The organism is Paenibacillus sp. 37 (assembly GCF_008386395.1).
Taxonomy (GTDB): Bacteria; Bacillota; Bacilli; order Paenibacillales; family Paenibacillaceae; genus Paenibacillus; species Paenibacillus amylolyticus_B.
Genome location: NZ_CP043761.1, coordinates 3,296,897 through 3,315,382 on the forward strand (window position 1 = coordinate 3,296,897; position 18,486 = coordinate 3,315,382).

Here is an 18,486-nt window from a genome sequence, read left to right on the forward strand (position 1 = left end):
CATCATGATGAAAAAAATATTAATCATTTTGCTCAAAATATTCGGTGCGATCGTTATCGCTTTTGCATTATTTATTGCGACTGTCTTTATTGTTAATGCGGTTAGCAACAAATCGGAGGAAGGGAAGATAAAACCTTATGGCCAGTTTGTAGCGGTTGATGGCAAAAACATGAATGTGTTGATTCAAGGAAAAGGCAAAGAAACGGTGGTATTGCTTCCTGGGTATGGAACACCCGCCCCAGCCCTTGATTTCAAACCGCTCATCGATGAGCTATCTCCATTTTACAAAGTCGTTGTCATTGAACCTTTCGGTTATGGATTAAGTGACATTACTGAAAAAGAGCGTACTACGGAAAATATGGTTAGTGAAATTCATGAAGCGTTACAGCAACTTGGTATTCAACGTTACACGCTCATGGCTCACTCCATTTCAGGGATATACGGACTGGATTATGTGAACAAATATACAAACGAAGTAACTTCCTTTGTCGGCATCGAGAGCAGTGTCCCAACGCAGGGAGGTAACGATGATCCATTCCCAACCGGAACGTACAAACTGCTTAAAAAATCAGGATTCTACCGTTTGTTAATGAAATTGGCCCCTGATCAACTGATTGCACCCGATGTTGATGATGAAACCAGAGAGCAAATTAGAATACTCTCACTCAAAAATACGTTTAATCCGAACAACCTGAATGAAGGCAAAAATTTCGCTCCTAATTTCAAAGCAACTGAGAACCTGTCTTTCCCCAAAGATCTTCCGTTGATTTTCTTCTTACAAGCGAATGATACGGAAACGGAAGGATGGATACCCTTGCATGAAGAGCAAGTCAAAGATTCAGTGCATGGAAAAGTAATGACTTTCGAGGGAGATCATTATTTGCATCACACCCGCTCCAAAGAAATGGTTCGAGAATATAGGAAGTTTATGAGTGAAATAGAGTAGAGTGTGTCAACAAAAGAAGCCGCGAAATCGCGGCTTTTTTTCTATTGAAAGAGTTGATGAGCATCCATGCGTAGTTACTTTATTGGAAAATTAAGGTTGACACTCTTTATCACCACGTATACAATCGTATACATGAATGCGCTGTATACATATGTATACACGCAATGGAGGTGGCAGGATGAGAGATCGACAGATCGAAGAATCGGATGGAAGTGTACGTCAAGGCGAACGTCCGAGACGTGATGTGAGTGACAGTGAGCAACGTGGAGAGCGCTCCAGACGTGGCAGAGGACATGGTGAACAACAGGGAAAACGGGGCCATGGTGCGCAAACATTCCGTCGCGGCCGGATTCTTGTATTTCTGGAACAGATGCAGAATCGAAGAACAACGCTCGCCAGACAACTTGGTCAGGAGGAGTACGAACATATTCGCCCGATAATCAGTGGGGAGTTGAAAGCCATTGATCAGGTCATCGATGAGTATGTCCATCTATTCGAACTGCAAAATGAAGATGTAATTCCCAATAAGAACCTGGAGAGTGAGAGTGAATAAGTATGATTCGTCGTTTTTTTTCGTATTATCGTCCTTATAAAAAACTGTTTTTGATTGATTTTGGATGTGCTGTACTCGCAGGTCTTCTGGAGTTGGCTTTCCCCCTTGCCGTCAGCAAATTCATTAATGAGTTGTTGCCTGGTCAGGATTGGCCTCTTATTTTGCTTGCCTGTATTGTGCTGTTATCCATCTATGCACTTAATACGGTATTGAACTATGTCGTTACATACTGGGGACATATGCTGGGCATTAACATTGAGACCAACATGCGTGAGAAGATGTTCGCTCACTTGCAGAAGTTGTCTTTCCGGTTCTTCGATAATCGCAAAACGGGTCATTTAATTGGTCATCTCACGAATGATCTGAACGATATCGGCGAGGTTGCTCACCATGGACCTGAAGATGTGTTCATTGCAGTGATGACATTAATCGGATCATTCTGGCTGATGGCTAACATTAATCTTGAGCTTGCGCTGCTTACCTTTATCATTATCCCAATTATGGCTTGGGTCATTATCGTATTTGGAGGCCGTATGACGAAGACGTATCGAAGACTCTTCGGAGACGTCGGCAATTTCAATGCGCGCATTGAAGACAATGTCGGTGGCATGCGTGTTGTGCAATCGTTCGCCAACGAAGAACACGAGAAAGAGCTTTTTGCTGTAGATAATCAGAATTTCCGTAAAACCAAGCTGCTTGCCTACAAAACGATGGCAAAAAGTATCTCGGTCAGTTATATGATGATGCGACTGGTTACGGTATTTGTCATGATCAGCGGGGCTTGGTTTTATATTGACGGCAGAATTAATATGGGTGATTTTATGGCCTTCCTGCTGCTGTCGAATATCTTCTTCCGTCCTATCGAGAAGATTAACGCAGTCATCGAAAGTTATCCGAAGGGCATCGCTGGTTTCAAGCGTTATCTGGAGATCATTGATACAGAACCTGAAATTGCTGATAACAAAAACGCCGTGGAATTCGAAAGTGTGAAGGGTGATATTCGTTTTGAGAACGTCTCGTTTGGATATGAATCCAGTCGGCGTATTTTAAATGATATCAGTCTGACTGTTCGACCAGGGGAAACCGTCGCTTTTGTTGGCCCGTCAGGCGCAGGTAAGACAACGATCTGCAGCCTGCTTCCGCGATTCTATGAGGTAGAAGAGGGACGGATCACTGTAGATGGTGTGGACATTCGGGATGTTAAGCTTCAATCGTTGCGTAAGCATATCGGGATCGTTCAACAGGATGTATTTTTGTTCTCGGGTACCATTAAGGAGAATATTGCTTATGGTGACCTGAGTGCAACGGACGAACAGATCTGGGATGCCGCTCGCCGTGCCTCATTGGAGGAATTGATTCTTACGTTGCCGGACGGTATGGATACGGTCATTGGTGAGCGTGGAGTCAAGCTATCCGGAGGACAGAAGCAACGGTTATCCATTGCGCGTATGTTCTTGAAAAATCCACCCATTCTTATTCTGGATGAGGCAACCTCCGCGCTGGATACGGAAACGGAAGCACTTATTCAGCAATCACTCGCTGAATTGTCGGTGGGTAGAACAACACTTGTGATTGCACACCGATTGACAACGATCAAGAATGCGGATCGAATTATCGTGGTGAACACAGATGGTATCGCTGAACAGGGTAACCATGAGGAATTGGTCGCCGCTGGAGGCATATATAGCCGTCTTCATCAGGTGCAATACAGCCACTCTTAATCCATATAAAATGAACAAAAAAATATTTACACTGGGTACTCCGATGACAGAACAACCTTCCGATCGCTGTTATCCCCAGATTTTTTTATTCCTTATATAAAGGGGAAATCCGGGGATAAAGGCGAGTTTATGCTTACGAAGTAGCTTTCCACAGAAAGCTTTTAGCTCCGCTTCTTCAGGTTCTTTCTGTCCTCTTCGTTTTGTGTAAATGTTCAGTTCAATTTATATAGAAACTTAAGTAGGTGACTAAGTATCTGGATAAAGTAACTAAATCAATTAAACCTTGCCGCGCATATGCGCGGCTTTTTCTTTTGGGTTAACTAATGAAGTTATAAATGCTATACAAAATATAATGTTGACAACGTCCACTAACCTGATTATTATAATGTTGACAATGTCCACTAAAAAGGAGGGTTTGACATCGACTCTCAGTACATAAATCCAGATATTCTGGCTGACATGCGACGTTTTAACCGTTTTTATACCAACATACTTGGTGTACTCGACAAGCATATTCTCGGAACAGGGTATTCCTTTGCTGAAGTACGGGTCATTATTGAGATTGGAATTCGGGGAGAGAGCATTGCGAACAATCTGGTGGATACACTGACCATTGATCGCAGTTACATGAGCCGCATTGTAAACAAGCTGTCCAAGGAAGGTCTGCTGGTGAAAGTGAATTCTGCGGCCGACAGCCGGGTCAGTCTGATTCGTCTGACAGCCAAGGGTGAGGAACTGTATGCCCAATTGAATGATCGATCCGATCAACAGATTCTGAAATTAATGCAAGACCTCAATGAAGAAGAGATTCAAGAGGTATACACCTCCATGATGAACATACAAGAGAAGTTGAACAAGAAGGCAGGAGAGACAACACGATGATACGATTTGAATGTGACTATAACGAAGGTGCGCATGATCGCATTTTACAAAAACTGATGGAAACTAACATGGAACAGACAAGCGGTTATGGTACGGATGAGCATTGCGAACGGGCGAGAATGCTTATTCGTCAGGCTTGTGACAACGAGCAGGCTGATGTTCATTTTTTGGTTGGCGGTACACAGACAAATACAACGGTGATTGCCTCTATTTTGCGTCCTTATCAAGGTGTGATTGCAGCGAGTTCAGGACATATTGCTGTTCATGAGACGGGGGCTATTGAAGCAACGGGTCATAAGGTACTCACAGTACCAAGTGAGGACGGAAAGATCACGCCTGAGCAGGTTAGAGCAGTCTACGATGCGCACATGAATGAGTCGTCGCCGGAACACTGTGTGCAGCCAGGTATGGTCTACATATCTCAGCCAACGGAGAACGGAACGATGTACAGCAAGGCAGAATTGCAAGCTTTGCACGCAGTCAGCAGAGCGTGTGGTCTTCCATTTTTCGTGGATGGAGCACGCCTTGGATATGCACTTGCCTCCCGAGATTGCGATATGACACTTGCTGATCTTGCGCGCTTGTGCGATGTATTTTACATCGGGGGAACCAAGATTGGCGCATTGATGGGAGAGGCGGTTGTCATCCTGAATGATGCGCTCAAACCAGATTTTCGTTATATGATCAAACAAAAAGGTGGCCTGCTTGCCAAAGGCAGATTGCTGGGAATCCAATTTGAAACGTTGTTCGAAGATGGTCTGTACCTCGATATTTCTCGTCATGCCGTAGATATGGCCTTGAGAATTCATGATTCACTCGAACAGCAGGGAGTACGTTTCCTGTACGATTCACCAACTAACCAGCAGTTTCCGATTCTACCTGATTGTTTGCTTGAGAAATTACGCAGCGGTTATACGTTCACCTTCTGGGAAAAGGTTGACGATACACACAGTGCGGTGCGGTTCTGTACCAGCTGGGCAACTCGTCAAGAGAATGTGGATGCACTGACTCGTGAAATTACTCAATTATTGCACGAAGAGATCCACGTGCCAGAACGGGTCGAAGTATTGGTCTAATCTTGTTCAAAAATTAAGGAGAACAGTTCCGATTTCCTTCTCATAAATACGAGTAGCTTGAATAAATCCAAAAGCAATTACGCAGAATTCTGATACAGAAAAAAGGACAACTCATTGTGGTTGTCCTTTTTTGGTTTACCTTTTGTGAGATAGTTGTGAGATAGAGAGTGCATATTCGGTTACTCACTCAAGGCCATGTCATATTTCTCTTTCAGCCGTCGGATATCGGCTCTAGGCGGCGCACCGAACATGCGTGCATATTCGCGGCTAAATTGAGAAGCACTCTCGTAACCAACCCGGAACGCTACATCTGCCGCGTCAGCAGATTCGGCCATCAGAAGTCGCCGGGCTTCCTGTAATCTTAATTGTTTCTGGAATTGTAATGGACTCATGGCTGTGATCTCTTTGAAGTGACGATGGAATGAAGAGACGCTCATGCTGGCGGTCTCAGCCAGATCTTCAATGCGAAATGGCTGTTCCCAATGATGAACGATGTACTCAATCGCTTCTCTGATCCGATAAGTGCTGCTACCTTCAACCGCAATCTGCGCCAGTTCTCCTCCGTAAGGTCCTTGAAGGAGGCGGAACAGGATTTCTTTAACGTACAACGGAGCCAGAAACGGAATCTCTCCCGGCGTATCCAACAATCGAACAAGTCGGAGTACAGCATCCTGAATGGACGATTCCATCTGACCTACAAACATGGCTCGTCTGGCGTTTTCGTTGAATGTTACCTTGATATTGCATTCGTTAAGTACTTCGAGAATTTGGTTCGGTGTGAATTCGAGCTTAAGACTTAAGTAGGGTGCTTCAGCGGATGCCTTGATAATCTGCCCGATGACCGGAAGATTCATGGAAGCAATCAGGTAATTGGAAGGTCCGTATTCATAACGCTCCTGTGCGAGCAATACTTCTTTCAACCCTTGAACAATCACACAAAATGAAGGTTTATATACTCTGTATGCGGGTTCGCTAATCTTGGAATGGTGATAGACAAACAGGGAAGGAATCTCCGTTTCCATTGCACCGTTATGGTGGGAATGGCGTTTAATCAGGTCACTCAATTCCTGTTTTGGTTGAAATGATTCTTCGGTCATACGTATCCTCCTCACGGATTTAACCTGCTTACATTATAAAGCTTACCGTACAGAACCAAAAGTGGGCCTGAGAGGATCAGGCAATCAATTAAGACGATTGATATACCGCTTGCAGTCCATGACTCGGCATACTAAGAGTATATCAACAGAGCCAAGCGATTAAAGTTTATTCGAAAAGTTGGGTGAGTAAGGTGATGAAGTGGTTATCAAACCATGTGAGGCAAATATTGATTGACAGGCTCGAATCACAGATCAAGTTCGAAGAAAATTCCGTACATCGAGAGATATACTTCACATGCTGGTTAGAGCTAGTTACCGAAGAGGTCGAGACAACATCCATTCACAGAACAAATTCAAGGAGAGTGTGAAATATGGAATATGTGAAATTAGGACGTACCGGTCTGGATGTCTCCAGATTATGTCTAGGTTGTATGAGTTACGGTGTACCGGAACGCGAAATGGCTCCATGGTCCCTGAATGAAGAGCAGAGTCGACCGTTCATCCGGAAAGCAATGGGATAATACAACTCCTATTGAGGAAACCATGGAAGCTCTTCATGATGTCGTTAAGGCCGGAAAGGTCAGATACATTGGAGCTCTTCGATGTACGCCTGGCAGTTCATGAAAGTCCAATATACAGCTGAGCGTCGCATCCGGTAACTGGCAATCTCAGTTGATCCCAATTCTTAAATGTTAAAGTCGCCATTCGGCGGCTTTTTTTATAGTTATCTGTTGAGTGAATTGACACTTCTCTTATATTAAAGTTATTATAGATACATTAGATCCTTAATTGAGAAGGAGATTATATTCTATGAACAACGGACATTCATCCGGTCAAACGAACGAATCGTGGAGTGGTCATTCTGCTCCTTTTACAGCGTTACAGGAAACACCTATCTTATCCTTGCTCCAGCCGTCCCATGGAGAACGAATCCTTGATGTGGGTTGTGGCAATGGGGATCTGACAGCCAAAATTGCAGTCGCAGGAGCGCTGCCAACAGGTATAGATTTTTCAGAAGAGACGATTAGGCAAGCTAAACAGAAATACCCTGATATGAATATTCATGTAGCAAATGCTTGTCATTATCGGACAGAAGAACCTTTTGATGCTGTCTTCTCTCATGCCGTTCTGCATTGGATAAAGGATGCCCCGGCAGTAGTACAATCAATACAGTCAGCGCTCAAGACGGGCGGGCGATTCGTGGCTGAGTTTGCTGCAAATGGCAACACGGCTATATTAATAAGAGCGGTAAGGGAAGAACTGCATGCCCGTGGATACAAATGGGAAGGCCGGAATCCATGGTATCACCCTACCATTGGCGAATATGCTAATTTACTGGAGCAAAACGGATTTCGAGTTAGTCTGGTCCAGCATATTGACCAATTTACCCCGTTCAAGCCAGGTGCCAGAAAGTGGTTGGACAGCTTCGCGGAGTATTTATTCAGTGGTATCACACCTGCGGAACAGGATGTTATTATGGAAGCTGTAGAGAAAAAAGTACAGCCACAACTGATGCGGGATGGACAATGGTATCTGGACAGAAGCCGACTGCGAGTCGTAGCTATTAAGGAATCGGGGAATACGATATGAAAATGGACAAACCCAAGATTCAGGAGCAGTTACTCGAACCGGAAACGATTGCATTCTTGGAATCCAAAGTTGAGTACAAACACAAACTGATCGAGAATATCATGCTGGATCAACAGGAAGCGAGTAAAGTTTCCTTTGAAAATGTTGTATTTAGACATGTGACAATCTCGGAGTCTACCTTGGAACAATTTGAATTCACCGATGTCCGGTTCGAACACTGTGACTTCTCCAATGTCAATCTCTCTGGTGCCTTCATGCACCGGATCGAATGGCATCACTGCAAGTTTGTCGGAACTGATCTTTCCAATAGTCGATTGCAAAATGTCAGTTTCCTTCATGGTCTAGGTGACTACAGCAATTTCCGTTTTGCTCATTTGAAACAGGTCTCCTTCTCGGAATGTAACTTGATTGGTGCGGACTTTGCCTATCTGGCACTGCAAAAAATGGAGTTTAGTCAATGTAACATCGACCAAGTTTCCTTAACGGGGACCAAAATGAAGGATCTGGATCTTAGCGATTGCGAATTTGACTCCTTGGTACTGACCATGGAAGATCTCAACGGTTGTGTGATTTCACCACATCAAGCCGCCACATTTGTAGGATTAATGGGTTTGATTATCAAATAAAGGGCATGATCACATTTACGGGGTTGCCAAGATAGTGGAAGTGTGTATAATTGGAGTCACATTAGAATAAAAACAGGTTTTCTAGGGTTCCGCGATGGATGTGTCGGTCTGGTCCGAGAGAAAACCCGCAACCTGTTGGTTGTGCCACGGAGGGATAAAAGCCTGGGAGATGAACTGCGACGTGCAGTTTGTTTCCCGGGCTTTTTTTTGCTTTTCGCTAATGAACCCTTACAGGTTGTACAAAAAATGTAGTAGAGAAGGAGTGTTACAGGTATGAATAAAACGTGGATGTCGGTTGTGGTTGCTGCGTTGTTTGAAGTGGGGTGGGTCATTGGATTAAAACATGCCAGCGGGATGCTGGAATGGAGCCTTACAATGGTTGCCATTATGATAAGTTTCTCCTTGATGATTGCAGCTTCGCGTACACTGCCTGTGGGAACGGTCTATGCAGTATTCGTTGGACTCGGTACCGCTGGTACTGTATTAGCAGAGATTATTTTGTTCGATGCAACTGTTCAAGCCGGAAAAATGATACTCATTGGTATACTTTTACTCGGCGTAATTGGTCTTAAAATGCTGAGTAAAGAGAAGAGTAAGGGGGTGCAGCTATAATGAACTGGGTATTTCTTATCTTGGCAGGGGTATTTGAGATGGTCGGAGTGCTTATGATAAACAAGTTGCACAAAGACCGTAATCTCATTTCACTGGTTCTATTGGTAGCCGGGTTTGGTTTAAGCTTCCTATTCCTGTCCATTGCAATGGAAACTCTTCCGATGGGGACAGCATATGCCGTATGGACGGGAATCGGGGCCTCCGGTGGTGCGATTCTGGGCATGGTGTTTTATGGAGAACCTCGAAATGCCCTAAGAATTCTGTTTATCGCTATGGTGCTCGGATCGGCAGTCGGTCTTAAATTGGTCAGTTAAACAAAGTGATATTAAAAAGATAATGTACAGATTACGTTTTTAATGGTATCCTTATACGTTACGTGTGAAATAAAAGATGCGTCTTATTCATAGATGTGCGTAAATGAAGGAGAAAACATGACATTTAAGGACTTAAATATTATCCCCTCTATTATGGAAGGGTTAAGCAAAGCAAACTATACTAATCCTACCCCTATACAGGAACAGGCCATACCAGCTGTATTAGCTGGCAGAGATCTGCTGGGATGTGCACAGACAGGAACAGGCAAGACAGCAGCATTCTCGGTGCCGATCATTCAATTATTAAGCGAAAGATCCAAAGGACAAGGATCAAAGTCGGCACGACATATTCGCTCATTAATTTTGACACCAACACGAGAACTGGCTATTCAGATCGCGGATAACATCAAGGTATATAGCCGGTATACGGACATTCGTTGTACGGCAATCGTTGGCGGTGTTTCGCAAAAAGTACAAGAGCGTGCGTTGAATCAAGGTGCAGATATTATTATTGCAACACCTGGCAGATTGAACGATCTGATTAACCAGAAACGTATTGATCTGAAGATGGTTGAGATTCTCGTTCTGGATGAAGCAGACCGGATGTTGGACATGGGTTTCATTCATGATGTGAAACGAATCATTGCCAAAATGCCGAACAAAAAGCAGACGCTGTTCTTCTCAGCGACCATGCCTCCTGAGATCACCAAAATGGTTAAGACATTGCTTGTTGATCCAGTCAAAGTAGAAATTACACCGGTATCTTCAACCGTAGACCGCATTGAGCAGTCTATATATTTGTTGGAGAATGGCAAGAAGCAGCTTATGTTGAACCAAATTTTGGAGGATAAATCCATCGTCACGGCATTGGTGTTCACACGCACGAAGCGCGGCGCTGACCGGGTTACACGTGATTTGGCCAAAGTGAATGTTACGGCACAAGCCATTCATGGCAACAAGTCGCAGAACGACCGCCAACGGGCACTGAACAATTTCAAGAGTGGGGCTACGCGAGTACTGGTGGCGACGGATATTGCAGCAAGAGGAATTGATGTGGAGGAACTGTCACATGTCATTAACTTTAACCTGCCTAACATTCCGGAAACATATGTTCACCGTATTGGACGTACAGGTCGAGCAGGGAAAAGCGGGATGGCCATCTCATTCTGTGAGAAAGATGAACTTCCATTCCTGAAGGATATTGAGAAAGTAATCAAGAAGACGATTCCTGAAGTGAAAGGTCATCCGTATCCGATGACAGGTGTACCTGTTTTTGAGAAAACCAGCAAACCATCGGGCAGTAAACCTGCGTTCAACAAATCGGCTGCAGGCAAACCGGCGAAGTCCAAGGCGAACCCGGCACGCAAGCCGAAATCCGAGTGGTTTGCCAAGAGTGGCAAAGCCAATAGCAGTCGTTCAAGCGAAGGTAGATCCAATAGCAATCGATCAAACAGCAGTAGCAGTAGATCGAACAGCAGTAGCAGTAAATCAAATAATGGTTCATTCAGCCGCAGTAGCAAAACAAGGAATGATAGAGCCAATTAAGACCTAAATAAACCGAAATAAACCCAGATAAAACCTTCTCCATCTTATGGAGGAGGTTTTATTGTATGTGTAGAGAGCTTATTTACATACGAACTTACATTCGGTATCATTATATTGTCCACTGGTGAAAGGGAGGTACTGATTTGAAAGATACGATGATTAAATACAGTTTGAACAAGAAAGGTGCGATCAAGGATTATCCATTTGGGCCTGATCCAGTCGCGATCAAGGTTGCGGGTAAGATGTTCGCCCTTATTTTTGAAAACAAGGAAAAGCACTGTCGCTTAAACTTAAAATGTGATCCTATAATTGCAGAGAACCTGAGAGAGCAGCATGAAGCAGTTCAACCAGGATATCATATGAACAAAAAACACTGGAATACCATTACGCTGGATGGTTCCTTGTCCAATGAGGATGTCTACGTCATGATCGATCACTCGTATGATATGGTTATCCAATCCCTTCCGAAAAGGGTTCAGGAATCTCTGGTCGAATCGTGAGGTATTTAGCTCTTATCAAGGCCAATGGTCTGCTCGCCAAGTAGAATGAATATCTTATGAAAATGAAGACATACTTGAAGCCCATATGGGACCGTTATCTTGGAAATAAGCAAGATCGAACGGCCTTGTTCAACGTTGCATCCCTTGTTATCAATGCCTGGATTGGGATAGGCAAGCTAGTTTTGGGGATATATCTCCTTTCCGGATGGTTCATCACAAATGCAGTGTATTATTTGATTCTGTGTATAGCCAAAGGCCAGGTGCTTCATCAATATAAAGTTGCCAAAGGGATGGGGTCTCCCCAAGAAAGATATTCTTTGGAGCTTGCGGTGTATAAACGCGGAGGTCTTTTTCTATGTTTTCTGGGCGTGTCCTATTCGATCGTCTGTCTGCGAATGTATCTGATCGGTGATGCATTCATATATAGCGGACTTATTGTATATATCGTAGCTATAGTCGCTTTTACCAAACTTGCTTTTGCCGTGTACGGTACCTGGGCTAATCGTCATCTACATAACCCAATTATATCTACATTGAAAATGATTAACTTCACCGATGCCATGGTATCCATCGTCGTGACACAAGCGACACTACTTACCATGCAAGCCTCACCTCTCGCTTTAAAAACCAGTAGTTTGTTCGGCATGGGGTGCAGCGTTTTCTTTTGTCTGATGGGGGTCAGAATGATGTCCCACAAGAAAAAGGACTCAAGTATGGAGCAGGGGAGCGCATCCAACGAACAGTGAGACAACTGGGGAGCTTGATATTTCGCATGAACATGCTGTCACAACGGAAGGTGGACTGGCAACGACAGTGGGGGAGGAAAATTACATCACTGTCTTGAATTCATTGGAGAATGAATGATTCAAATTTCCGATTGTCGGATTCATTCTTAATGCAAATAAGGAGTGATAAATATGGATCAACAACAACAACTGGCAATGGTACAACAAATGCGTCAAAATGTCGTCGGTACAGGTGCAGCTCTTCAACCCAGTTCCACGTATGCTGTCACAGTAAAAGAAGTCATGATTCCTACAACTAAAGGTGATACACGTGTACTTGTGTATACACCGGATAGGGACCATTCCGCTCCTCTGCCGGTCTTCTTCAATATGCATGGGGGTGGTTTCATCCTCGGACAAGCAGAGATGGATGATCCATGGTGTCGCTTGATCGCTGATCGATCTGATTGTGTGGTTGTTAATATCGATTACCGTCTTGCACCAGAGCACAAGTTCCCAACGGCGGTCCATGAATGTTACGACGTTGTAAAGTGGGTCCACGGCAATCCGGAATCCTTCTCGGTGAACCCGTCTCTATTCGCCATTGGTGGGCATAGTGCTGGGGGGAATCTTGCTGCAGCAGTGTGTTTATTGAATCAGCAACGTGGAAGCGAGCTGCCGATTGTACTTCAGGTTATCGATTATGCCGTATTGGATGTGGCTACAGATCCGGCCGAGAAACCTAGTTTTGAAGAAGCCATTCCAGCCGATATCGCGAGAACGTTCAATGCCATGTACCTTGAAACGCCAGAAGATGCGCAAGACCCGTTGGCTTCACCTGTGCTTGCAACTTCATTAGAGGGACTTCCAGAAGCATTGATTATTACCGCGGAGAAAGATTCACTGGCCCAAGAAGCAAGAACATATGCAGCAAGGCTGGAAGCAAGCGGTGTGAAGGTGACTTTTAAGGAGTACGAGGGAGCCGCTCATGGATTTACGCATTCTGGGGATCTCCAGATGGCTGAGGATGCCTGGTACCGGATGAGTGACAAGATCAGAGAAGCATTTTCCAAATAAAGTACATCAGAATGACGTGTAGAAAGAACTGAGAAGTGGTTAGATATCATTTGAGCAAGTTGTTTAAAAAGTTACCTTGAAGTCGCCTAATGGCGGCTTTTTTCGTTCACTGGTGTGATTGCTTCAATGGCTTGGTGAAACCAAGCTTCTGAGCTTGCGGATGTGTTAATAAACTGGATTAGGAGCCTTCTTGAGATTATAACGATATCGTTAAGGGTAAGAGTGTTAATTAGAGGAAATAATAACCAATACCAGGAGGTTTATTATGAACCAATATAACAGTCCATCCGATATCGCGATTCTTGGCATGGGAACGGCTCTCCCTGCTCACCCCGTAGCACAGTCAGATATTGCAGAACTAATCGCTTCTTCTCTTCAGGATCGGCCAGATTTGGCCCGTTTTGCCAGGCGAATATTCAAGTCCTGTGGTGTTGAAACGCGATATACCGTGGAACCGAGCTATCTCGGTTCACTGGAAGAATGCCGATATCTGCCCTCTGGCGAGCAATCAGACATCCCGACAACGGAAGAACGAATGAATACATACAAGCGGGAGGCGCTTCCGCTCGGGATTGAAGCGGCAGAAAAAGCCCTAGAGGATTCAGGCGTATCTCCAAAGAGCATCACGCATATCATCACGGTCAGCTGCACCGGTCAATATCTGCCGGGTCTTGATGTTATGCTCATCCGTCATTTGGGTTTGTCTGCCCGAGTTAATCGACTGCCGCTGATCTTTCAGGGGTGTGCCGCAGGGTTGAAAGCCATTCAGATGGCACGAGATGTCGTGCAGGGAGCTCCCGGATCACAGGTCCTTGTGGTCTGTGTAGAGTTGTGCACCATTCATTTTCAGCCCGTACAAGATCGGGAAGCGCTGTTTGCAGCTTCATTCTTCGGAGACGCTGCTTCTTCCTGTGTAGTGGGTACACCAGAACCTCAGCACAAGAATGTTCTGAGTCTGGGCATGGGTTATTCTGTGCTTCTTCCGGATTCGACTGAAGATATGACCTGGGAGGTGGGGAATCTGGGGTATGACCTGTATCTATCCCCTCGTATTCCAAAGCTGTTAGGTGTTCACCTGGAAGAGGAACTGCGTCTCTTATTGCAAAGTGAACAGCTTCCTGAACTATGGGCCATTCATCCGGGAGGACGTGGGATTGTGGACTCTGTGCAGAATGTAATGAAACTGCGAGACGAGCAAACAAAGTATAGCAGGGATGTCCTCAGAACGTATGGTAACTTATCTTCCAATACCATTCTGTTTGTGCTGAATGCGATGCGTGAGGACATGAAGGTACAGGGTCAATCCTCTACAGATGGTGTAGCCATGGCATTTGGACCGGGACTCACCGCAGAGTTGATGAAATTCACTTATGTACCCTCATTAACTTCAGTGATGGAGGAGCACGATCATGTCCTTTTTTAGAACATTGTCCATTCGGGCCAAGGAAGATGAACTGATGGATGACTTTTCTCTGGGAGGGGAGGAGCTGCGTGAAGCGTTAAGACATCTGAGACGTCTTAACAAAATATTTGCAGCACCTGGCCCAACTCTGGCTGGTGTAGAGAAGTTGTGGAACTCAGTCGGTAAGCCGAATAAGCTGACCCTGCTGGATGTGGGGGCAGGTTCAGGAGACGTGAACCAGAAACTACTGCAGTGGGCGGATCGTCAGGGCGTTCAGCTGGAGATTACGCTGGTTGATCTGACGGAAGAAGCGTGTGAGGAAGCGAGACAACTATTCCGTCACGAACCCCGAGTCCGGGTACAACGTGCCGATCTTACACAACTGCCGGATGCTTCAGCAGATATCGTGACAGGTTCCCAGTTTGTACATCATTTTGACGGAGATATGCTGGTTGATATGGTTTCTCATATGCTGCGAGCATCCAGATATGGTGTCGTCATTAATGATATTCACCGCCACCCCGTGTCCTATAAGGCGGTCTGGATTACTACACGGATGATCTCGCGCAATCGGTACATTCGTCATGATGGGCCTCTTTCCGTAGCCAAAGGTTTTACAGGGAGGGATTGGAAGGAACTTAAACAACGTCTCAATCATGATACGATGACTTATGAATGGAAGCCTTTATTCCGTTACTCTGTTGTTATTCCCACGAAAGGCAGGTGATCTGACGTGTCGAAATCCATAGATGTGATTGTCATCGGAGCCGGAATTGCCGGTAGTACGTGTGCAATGCAACTGGCAGGAAAAGGTCATCGGACCCTTTTGCTGGATCGCCAAGAGTTCCCTCGGCACAAAACCTGCGGTGAGTTCATGTCACCCGAAACCAAGGAGATGCTGGAGGTTCTGGACATTCACCTTCTGGACCAGTCGAAGAAACCCAGTACCATGGATCATGCCAAAATCGTTATGCCACAAGGCGGAGTGATTGAAGCACCGCTGCCGGGATTCGCATATGGCATAAGTCGATATGAGCTGGACCAGATTTTGCATCAGAAGGCTCTGGAGGCCGGAGCCCAGATTGTGACCAAAGCGACCATAACGAGCATCGAGCAGCTTGAGGATGCCAGTTATGAGGTTCAGGTGAAACAGGGAGATGAGCAGATCGGTTACAGAGCCAAAGCCGTTATCGGGGCACATGGGACCAAAAAGCCGCGTGGGATGGCTTCCGCACCTGATCTGCGGGACCAAACCGTATACGTTGGCGTTAAGTCCCACTTCAGCGGGATAGAGATTCCCGCACGGGTAGAGTTATATTTTTGCGAGGGTGGTTACGTGGGCATTTCCCCGATTGAGGATGGCATTGTGAATGTCGCCGCATTGTTGACACTGGATACCGTTCAGGGAAGTGGCAAGTCTGTAAACGATATTTTACAGGCGGCATCCCTAACAAACGTGAGTTTGGCAGCCCGTTTAGCCGAAGGAAAACCTGTAGATGGAACGCAAGTGTCGATTGCACCGCTGCATCTGTCCAATGTTCCAGAACCGTGGTCCCAATATCCGCATATTGGGGATGCCATGCTGATGATACCGCCCTTATGTGGAGACGGAATGTCCATTGCCCTTCGCTCTTCACTTCTGTGTGCAAGGTGGACTGACAAGTACCTGCAAGGCGATATTGAACATGCCGATTGGCAGAGTAATTACACACTGGAAGCAAGCCGTGAATTCACTCAATTGCTCAGACGCGCAAGAAGAATTCAAAAGCTGGCTTTTGCCAAAACCAATAAATTCTATCCTGGTCTGGCCCGGATGATCCCCGGTCTAGCCGCTTATGTTGTAAAGGCCACACGGTTATCCGAGATGAACGCAGTGCGCTAAAAGGCTGAAATTTGCTTAATACTTATGCGAAAGAGGTTGCTGACGGCGGCCTCTTTTTTGGTGTATAAACATTAATTTTGTGGAGACAGTTTGGAAATTCGGGAAATGCTCGTATAATAGAATCTAATGTAACGATAGAGAACTAAGTCAGATGAAATGTCGGGAGGCACTATTTAAGATGAACTATTCATTTTCCAATCGTATCGCAGCACTGCAACCATCCATTATTCGTGAGATTCTGAAGGCTTCTTCGGGACAAAATGTGATTCCATTCTCTGCGGGAAACCCCGCACCGGAGACCTTTCCTATTGAGGCGATTCGCACGTTCACCCAAACCATTCTGGAGCATGACCCGGTCACGGCTCTGCAATATGGAATTACAGAAGGGTATGTTCCCCTCAGGGAAGCATTGACACAACATCTGAAGACAGGTTTTGATACCGGTAAACCATCCGATCAATTGTTCATTGTATCTGGAGCGCAGCAAGGGATTGAACTGGCCTGTAAAGTGTTTTGTAATGAAGGGGATACGATTATCTGTGAGAGTCCAAGCTTTATTGGTTCCCTGAACTCCTTCCGGGCATCCGGTGCAAAGCTTGCCGGTGTTCCGATGGAGATGGATGGTATGGATATCGAGAAGCTGGAACAGGCGCTGCAAACGGAGCCTAATGTGAAACTGATCTACGTGATCCCAAGTTTTCAGAATCCGACGGGTGTAACAACGAGTCTTGCGAAACGTAAGGCCATATACGAGCTGGCTAAGAAGTATGGCGTTATGATTTTGGAAGATAACCCGTACGGAGAACTTCGATTCAATGGAGACGATGTGCCAACCATCAAGTCTATGGATGATGAAGGTCTGGTCATCTATGTTGGATCATTCTCCAAAATTTTGTCGGCGGGATTACGTGTTGGTTTTGTACAAGCGCCACATGAAGTGGTAGAGAAGATGGTTGTTGCCAAACAGGGAGAAGACGTACATACAGCCATGCTTCCACAGATTCTGGCATACAAGTTCATGACAGATTATGACTACGCGGGGCACATTAACAGCATTCGTGAGGTATATCGGAGAAAAGCTACATTGATGATGGACAAGCTGCAAGAGTATATGGGTGAGTCCATTACCTATACTCAACCGGATGGTGGACTGTTCCTCTGGTGTGATCTGCCAGCACATGTGCCCATGCTTGATTATGCCAAGACAGCGGCAGCTCAAGGGGTTGCAGTTGTACCTGGAAATGCATTCCTGGTGAACGAGCAAGACCCTTGTAATGCCATCAGACTTAATTTCTCAACTCCGTCAGACGAACAGATTGTCAAGGGTGTAGAGATTTTGGGGAAGGTATTGAAAGGGTATAACGCTTAATATTATAAAACGCAATATATCCATGAGAAGTCGCCCATTGGCGGCTTCTTTTTTTGCCTTTCGCAGCCCTTAATTATCGATTAATGCACTTAATTCTGCCTGAAATACCTTTTGATTCTTCTGATTGAAAGTACTCAGCAGCACGGTAACAATCCCATTTCCTTTTCGTCTGGGAGACAGTCCAATAACTTCTGCAATGACATGAAGTTCATCATCCGGAAAGACAGGTTTCAGAAATTGAATGTTATTCATTCCGGTGCCCGCCACGACATGCTCTCCATATACCCCGACCTCAATCCATAATTTGAAGGAGATATTCATCGTTTGCATGCCAGAAGCAATTAAACTGCCAAAGCGGCCTTGCTTGGCCTTTTCCTCATCCAAGTGCATGTACTGTGGATCATAGATTGTGGCAAACTCGATAATATCGCTCTTGGACAATGCCAAGGATGTGGTTTCGTAGCGCTGACCTATTACATATTCACTGAATCTCATGAAGGCACCTCGGTTTCTTTGATATGTTTTTTCGTAGTCGATGCCTTGGAAAGAGACATGACTGGACTGACGTG

At 45.3% G+C, this 18,486-nt stretch carries 19 protein-coding genes, 1 pseudogene and 1 riboswitch; of the genes and pseudogenes, 18 read left to right on the forward strand and 2 right to left on the reverse strand.

Annotated features, from left to right (window positions below):
* Positions 1-4 precede the first annotated feature (4 nt).
* The 5 genes from F0220_RS14200 (at position 5) to F0220_RS14220 (ending at position 5,178) form a co-directional block, all read left to right on the forward strand.
* On the forward strand, positions 5-946 hold the full coding sequence (locus F0220_RS14200) for an alpha/beta hydrolase (RefSeq protein WP_149846608.1): 942 nt from the start codon (positions 5-7) through the stop codon (positions 944-946).
* 178 nt (positions 947-1,124) lie between these two features.
* Complete coding sequence (locus F0220_RS14205; RefSeq protein WP_149846609.1) at positions 1,125-1,499, forward strand: hypothetical protein; 375 nt, start codon at positions 1,125-1,127, stop codon at positions 1,497-1,499.
* Between the two features lie 2 nt (positions 1,500-1,501).
* Positions 1,502-3,220, forward strand: a complete 1,719-nt coding sequence (locus F0220_RS14210; protein WP_091016502.1) for an ABC transporter ATP-binding protein — start codon at positions 1,502-1,504, stop codon at positions 3,218-3,220.
* A 459-nt stretch (positions 3,221-3,679) separates the two neighbouring features.
* Positions 3,680-4,102: a MarR family winged helix-turn-helix transcriptional regulator gene (locus F0220_RS14215; protein ID WP_091016501.1), complete on the forward strand. Its 423-nt coding sequence runs from the start codon at positions 3,680-3,682 to the stop codon at positions 4,100-4,102.
* Positions 4,099-5,178, forward strand: coding sequence for a threonine aldolase family protein (locus F0220_RS14220; protein WP_091016499.1), 1,080 nt, complete (start codon positions 4,099-4,101; stop codon positions 5,176-5,178). The genes F0220_RS14215 and F0220_RS14220 overlap by 4 nt, the downstream gene beginning before the upstream one ends.
* 179 nt (positions 5,179-5,357) lie before the next feature.
* On the opposite strand, the gene F0220_RS14225 is transcribed toward F0220_RS14220, so the two are convergent.
* The gene (locus F0220_RS14225) at positions 5,358-6,275 is read right to left on the reverse strand and encodes an AraC family transcriptional regulator (protein WP_149846610.1); all 918 of its coding nucleotides are present in this window, start codon (positions 6,273-6,275) and stop codon (positions 5,358-5,360) included.
* A gap of 371 nt (positions 6,276-6,646) precedes the next feature.
* Between F0220_RS14225 and F0220_RS14230 the strand changes: the two are divergent.
* The 13 genes and pseudogenes from F0220_RS14230 to F0220_RS14290 all read left to right on the forward strand — a co-directional run.
* Positions 6,647-6,922: pseudogene (locus F0220_RS14230) on the forward strand (aldo/keto reductase); the annotation flags it as partial.
* Between the two features lie 163 nt (positions 6,923-7,085).
* Positions 7,086-7,865, forward strand: coding sequence for a class I SAM-dependent methyltransferase (locus tag F0220_RS14235; protein ID WP_149846611.1), 780 nt, complete (start codon positions 7,086-7,088; stop codon positions 7,863-7,865).
* On the forward strand, positions 7,862-8,491 hold the full coding sequence (locus F0220_RS14240) for a pentapeptide repeat-containing protein (protein ID WP_149846612.1): 630 nt from the start codon (positions 7,862-7,864) through the stop codon (positions 8,489-8,491). Before F0220_RS14235 ends, F0220_RS14240 begins: the two co-directional genes overlap by 4 nt.
* Before the next feature lie 70 nt (positions 8,492-8,561).
* Positions 8,562-8,662: riboswitch (guanidine-I (ykkC/yxkD leader) on the forward strand.
* Positions 8,663-8,764: 102 nt separating this feature from the next.
* Positions 8,765-9,103: a DMT family transporter gene (locus F0220_RS14245; protein WP_105598629.1), complete on the forward strand. Its 339-nt coding sequence runs from the start codon at positions 8,765-8,767 to the stop codon at positions 9,101-9,103.
* Positions 9,103-9,417, forward strand: a complete 315-nt coding sequence (locus tag F0220_RS14250) for a DMT family transporter (protein ID WP_105598630.1) — start codon at positions 9,103-9,105, stop codon at positions 9,415-9,417. Before F0220_RS14245 ends, F0220_RS14250 begins: the two co-directional genes overlap by 1 nt.
* 117 nt (positions 9,418-9,534) lie before the next feature.
* Entirely contained in the window at positions 9,535-10,962 is a 1,428-nt protein-coding gene (locus tag F0220_RS14255; protein ID WP_105598631.1) for a DEAD/DEAH box helicase, read from the forward strand.
* A 143-nt stretch (positions 10,963-11,105) separates the two neighbouring features.
* The gene (locus F0220_RS14260) at positions 11,106-11,462 is read left to right on the forward strand and encodes an MmcQ/YjbR family DNA-binding protein (protein ID WP_149846613.1); all 357 of its coding nucleotides are present in this window, start codon (positions 11,106-11,108) and stop codon (positions 11,460-11,462) included.
* Between the two features lie 56 nt (positions 11,463-11,518).
* Positions 11,519-12,208: a hypothetical protein gene (locus tag F0220_RS14265; protein WP_149846614.1), complete on the forward strand. Its 690-nt coding sequence runs from the start codon at positions 11,519-11,521 to the stop codon at positions 12,206-12,208.
* Between the two features lie 171 nt (positions 12,209-12,379).
* On the forward strand, positions 12,380-13,264 hold the full coding sequence (locus F0220_RS14270) for an alpha/beta hydrolase (protein WP_149846615.1): 885 nt from the start codon (positions 12,380-12,382) through the stop codon (positions 13,262-13,264).
* 265 nt (positions 13,265-13,529) lie between these two features.
* A complete protein-coding gene (locus tag F0220_RS14275) occupies positions 13,530-14,687 on the forward strand; it encodes a type III polyketide synthase (RefSeq protein WP_149846616.1) in 1,158 nt (385 codons plus the stop codon).
* Positions 14,674-15,393 carry a methyltransferase domain-containing protein gene (locus F0220_RS14280; protein WP_149846617.1) on the forward strand — a complete coding sequence of 240 codons (720 nt, stop codon included), beginning with the start codon at positions 14,674-14,676 and terminating at the stop codon, positions 15,391-15,393. The genes F0220_RS14275 and F0220_RS14280 overlap by 14 nt, the downstream gene beginning before the upstream one ends.
* Positions 15,394-15,399: 6 nt before the next feature.
* Complete coding sequence (locus tag F0220_RS14285) at positions 15,400-16,548, forward strand: NAD(P)/FAD-dependent oxidoreductase (protein ID WP_149846618.1); 1,149 nt, start codon at positions 15,400-15,402, stop codon at positions 16,546-16,548.
* Positions 16,549-16,726: 178 nt separating this feature from the next.
* On the forward strand, positions 16,727-17,917 hold the full coding sequence (locus F0220_RS14290) for an aminotransferase-like domain-containing protein (protein WP_149846619.1): 1,191 nt from the start codon (positions 16,727-16,729) through the stop codon (positions 17,915-17,917).
* Positions 17,918-17,986: 69 nt separating this feature from the next.
* Here F0220_RS14290 and F0220_RS14295 read toward each other — a convergent pair whose 3' ends face one another.
* Positions 17,987-18,412 (reverse strand): MaoC family dehydratase, encoded by a 426-nt coding sequence (locus F0220_RS14295; RefSeq protein WP_091016472.1) that lies wholly within the window; start codon positions 18,410-18,412, stop codon positions 17,987-17,989.
* Between the last annotated feature and the right edge of the window lie 74 nt (positions 18,413-18,486).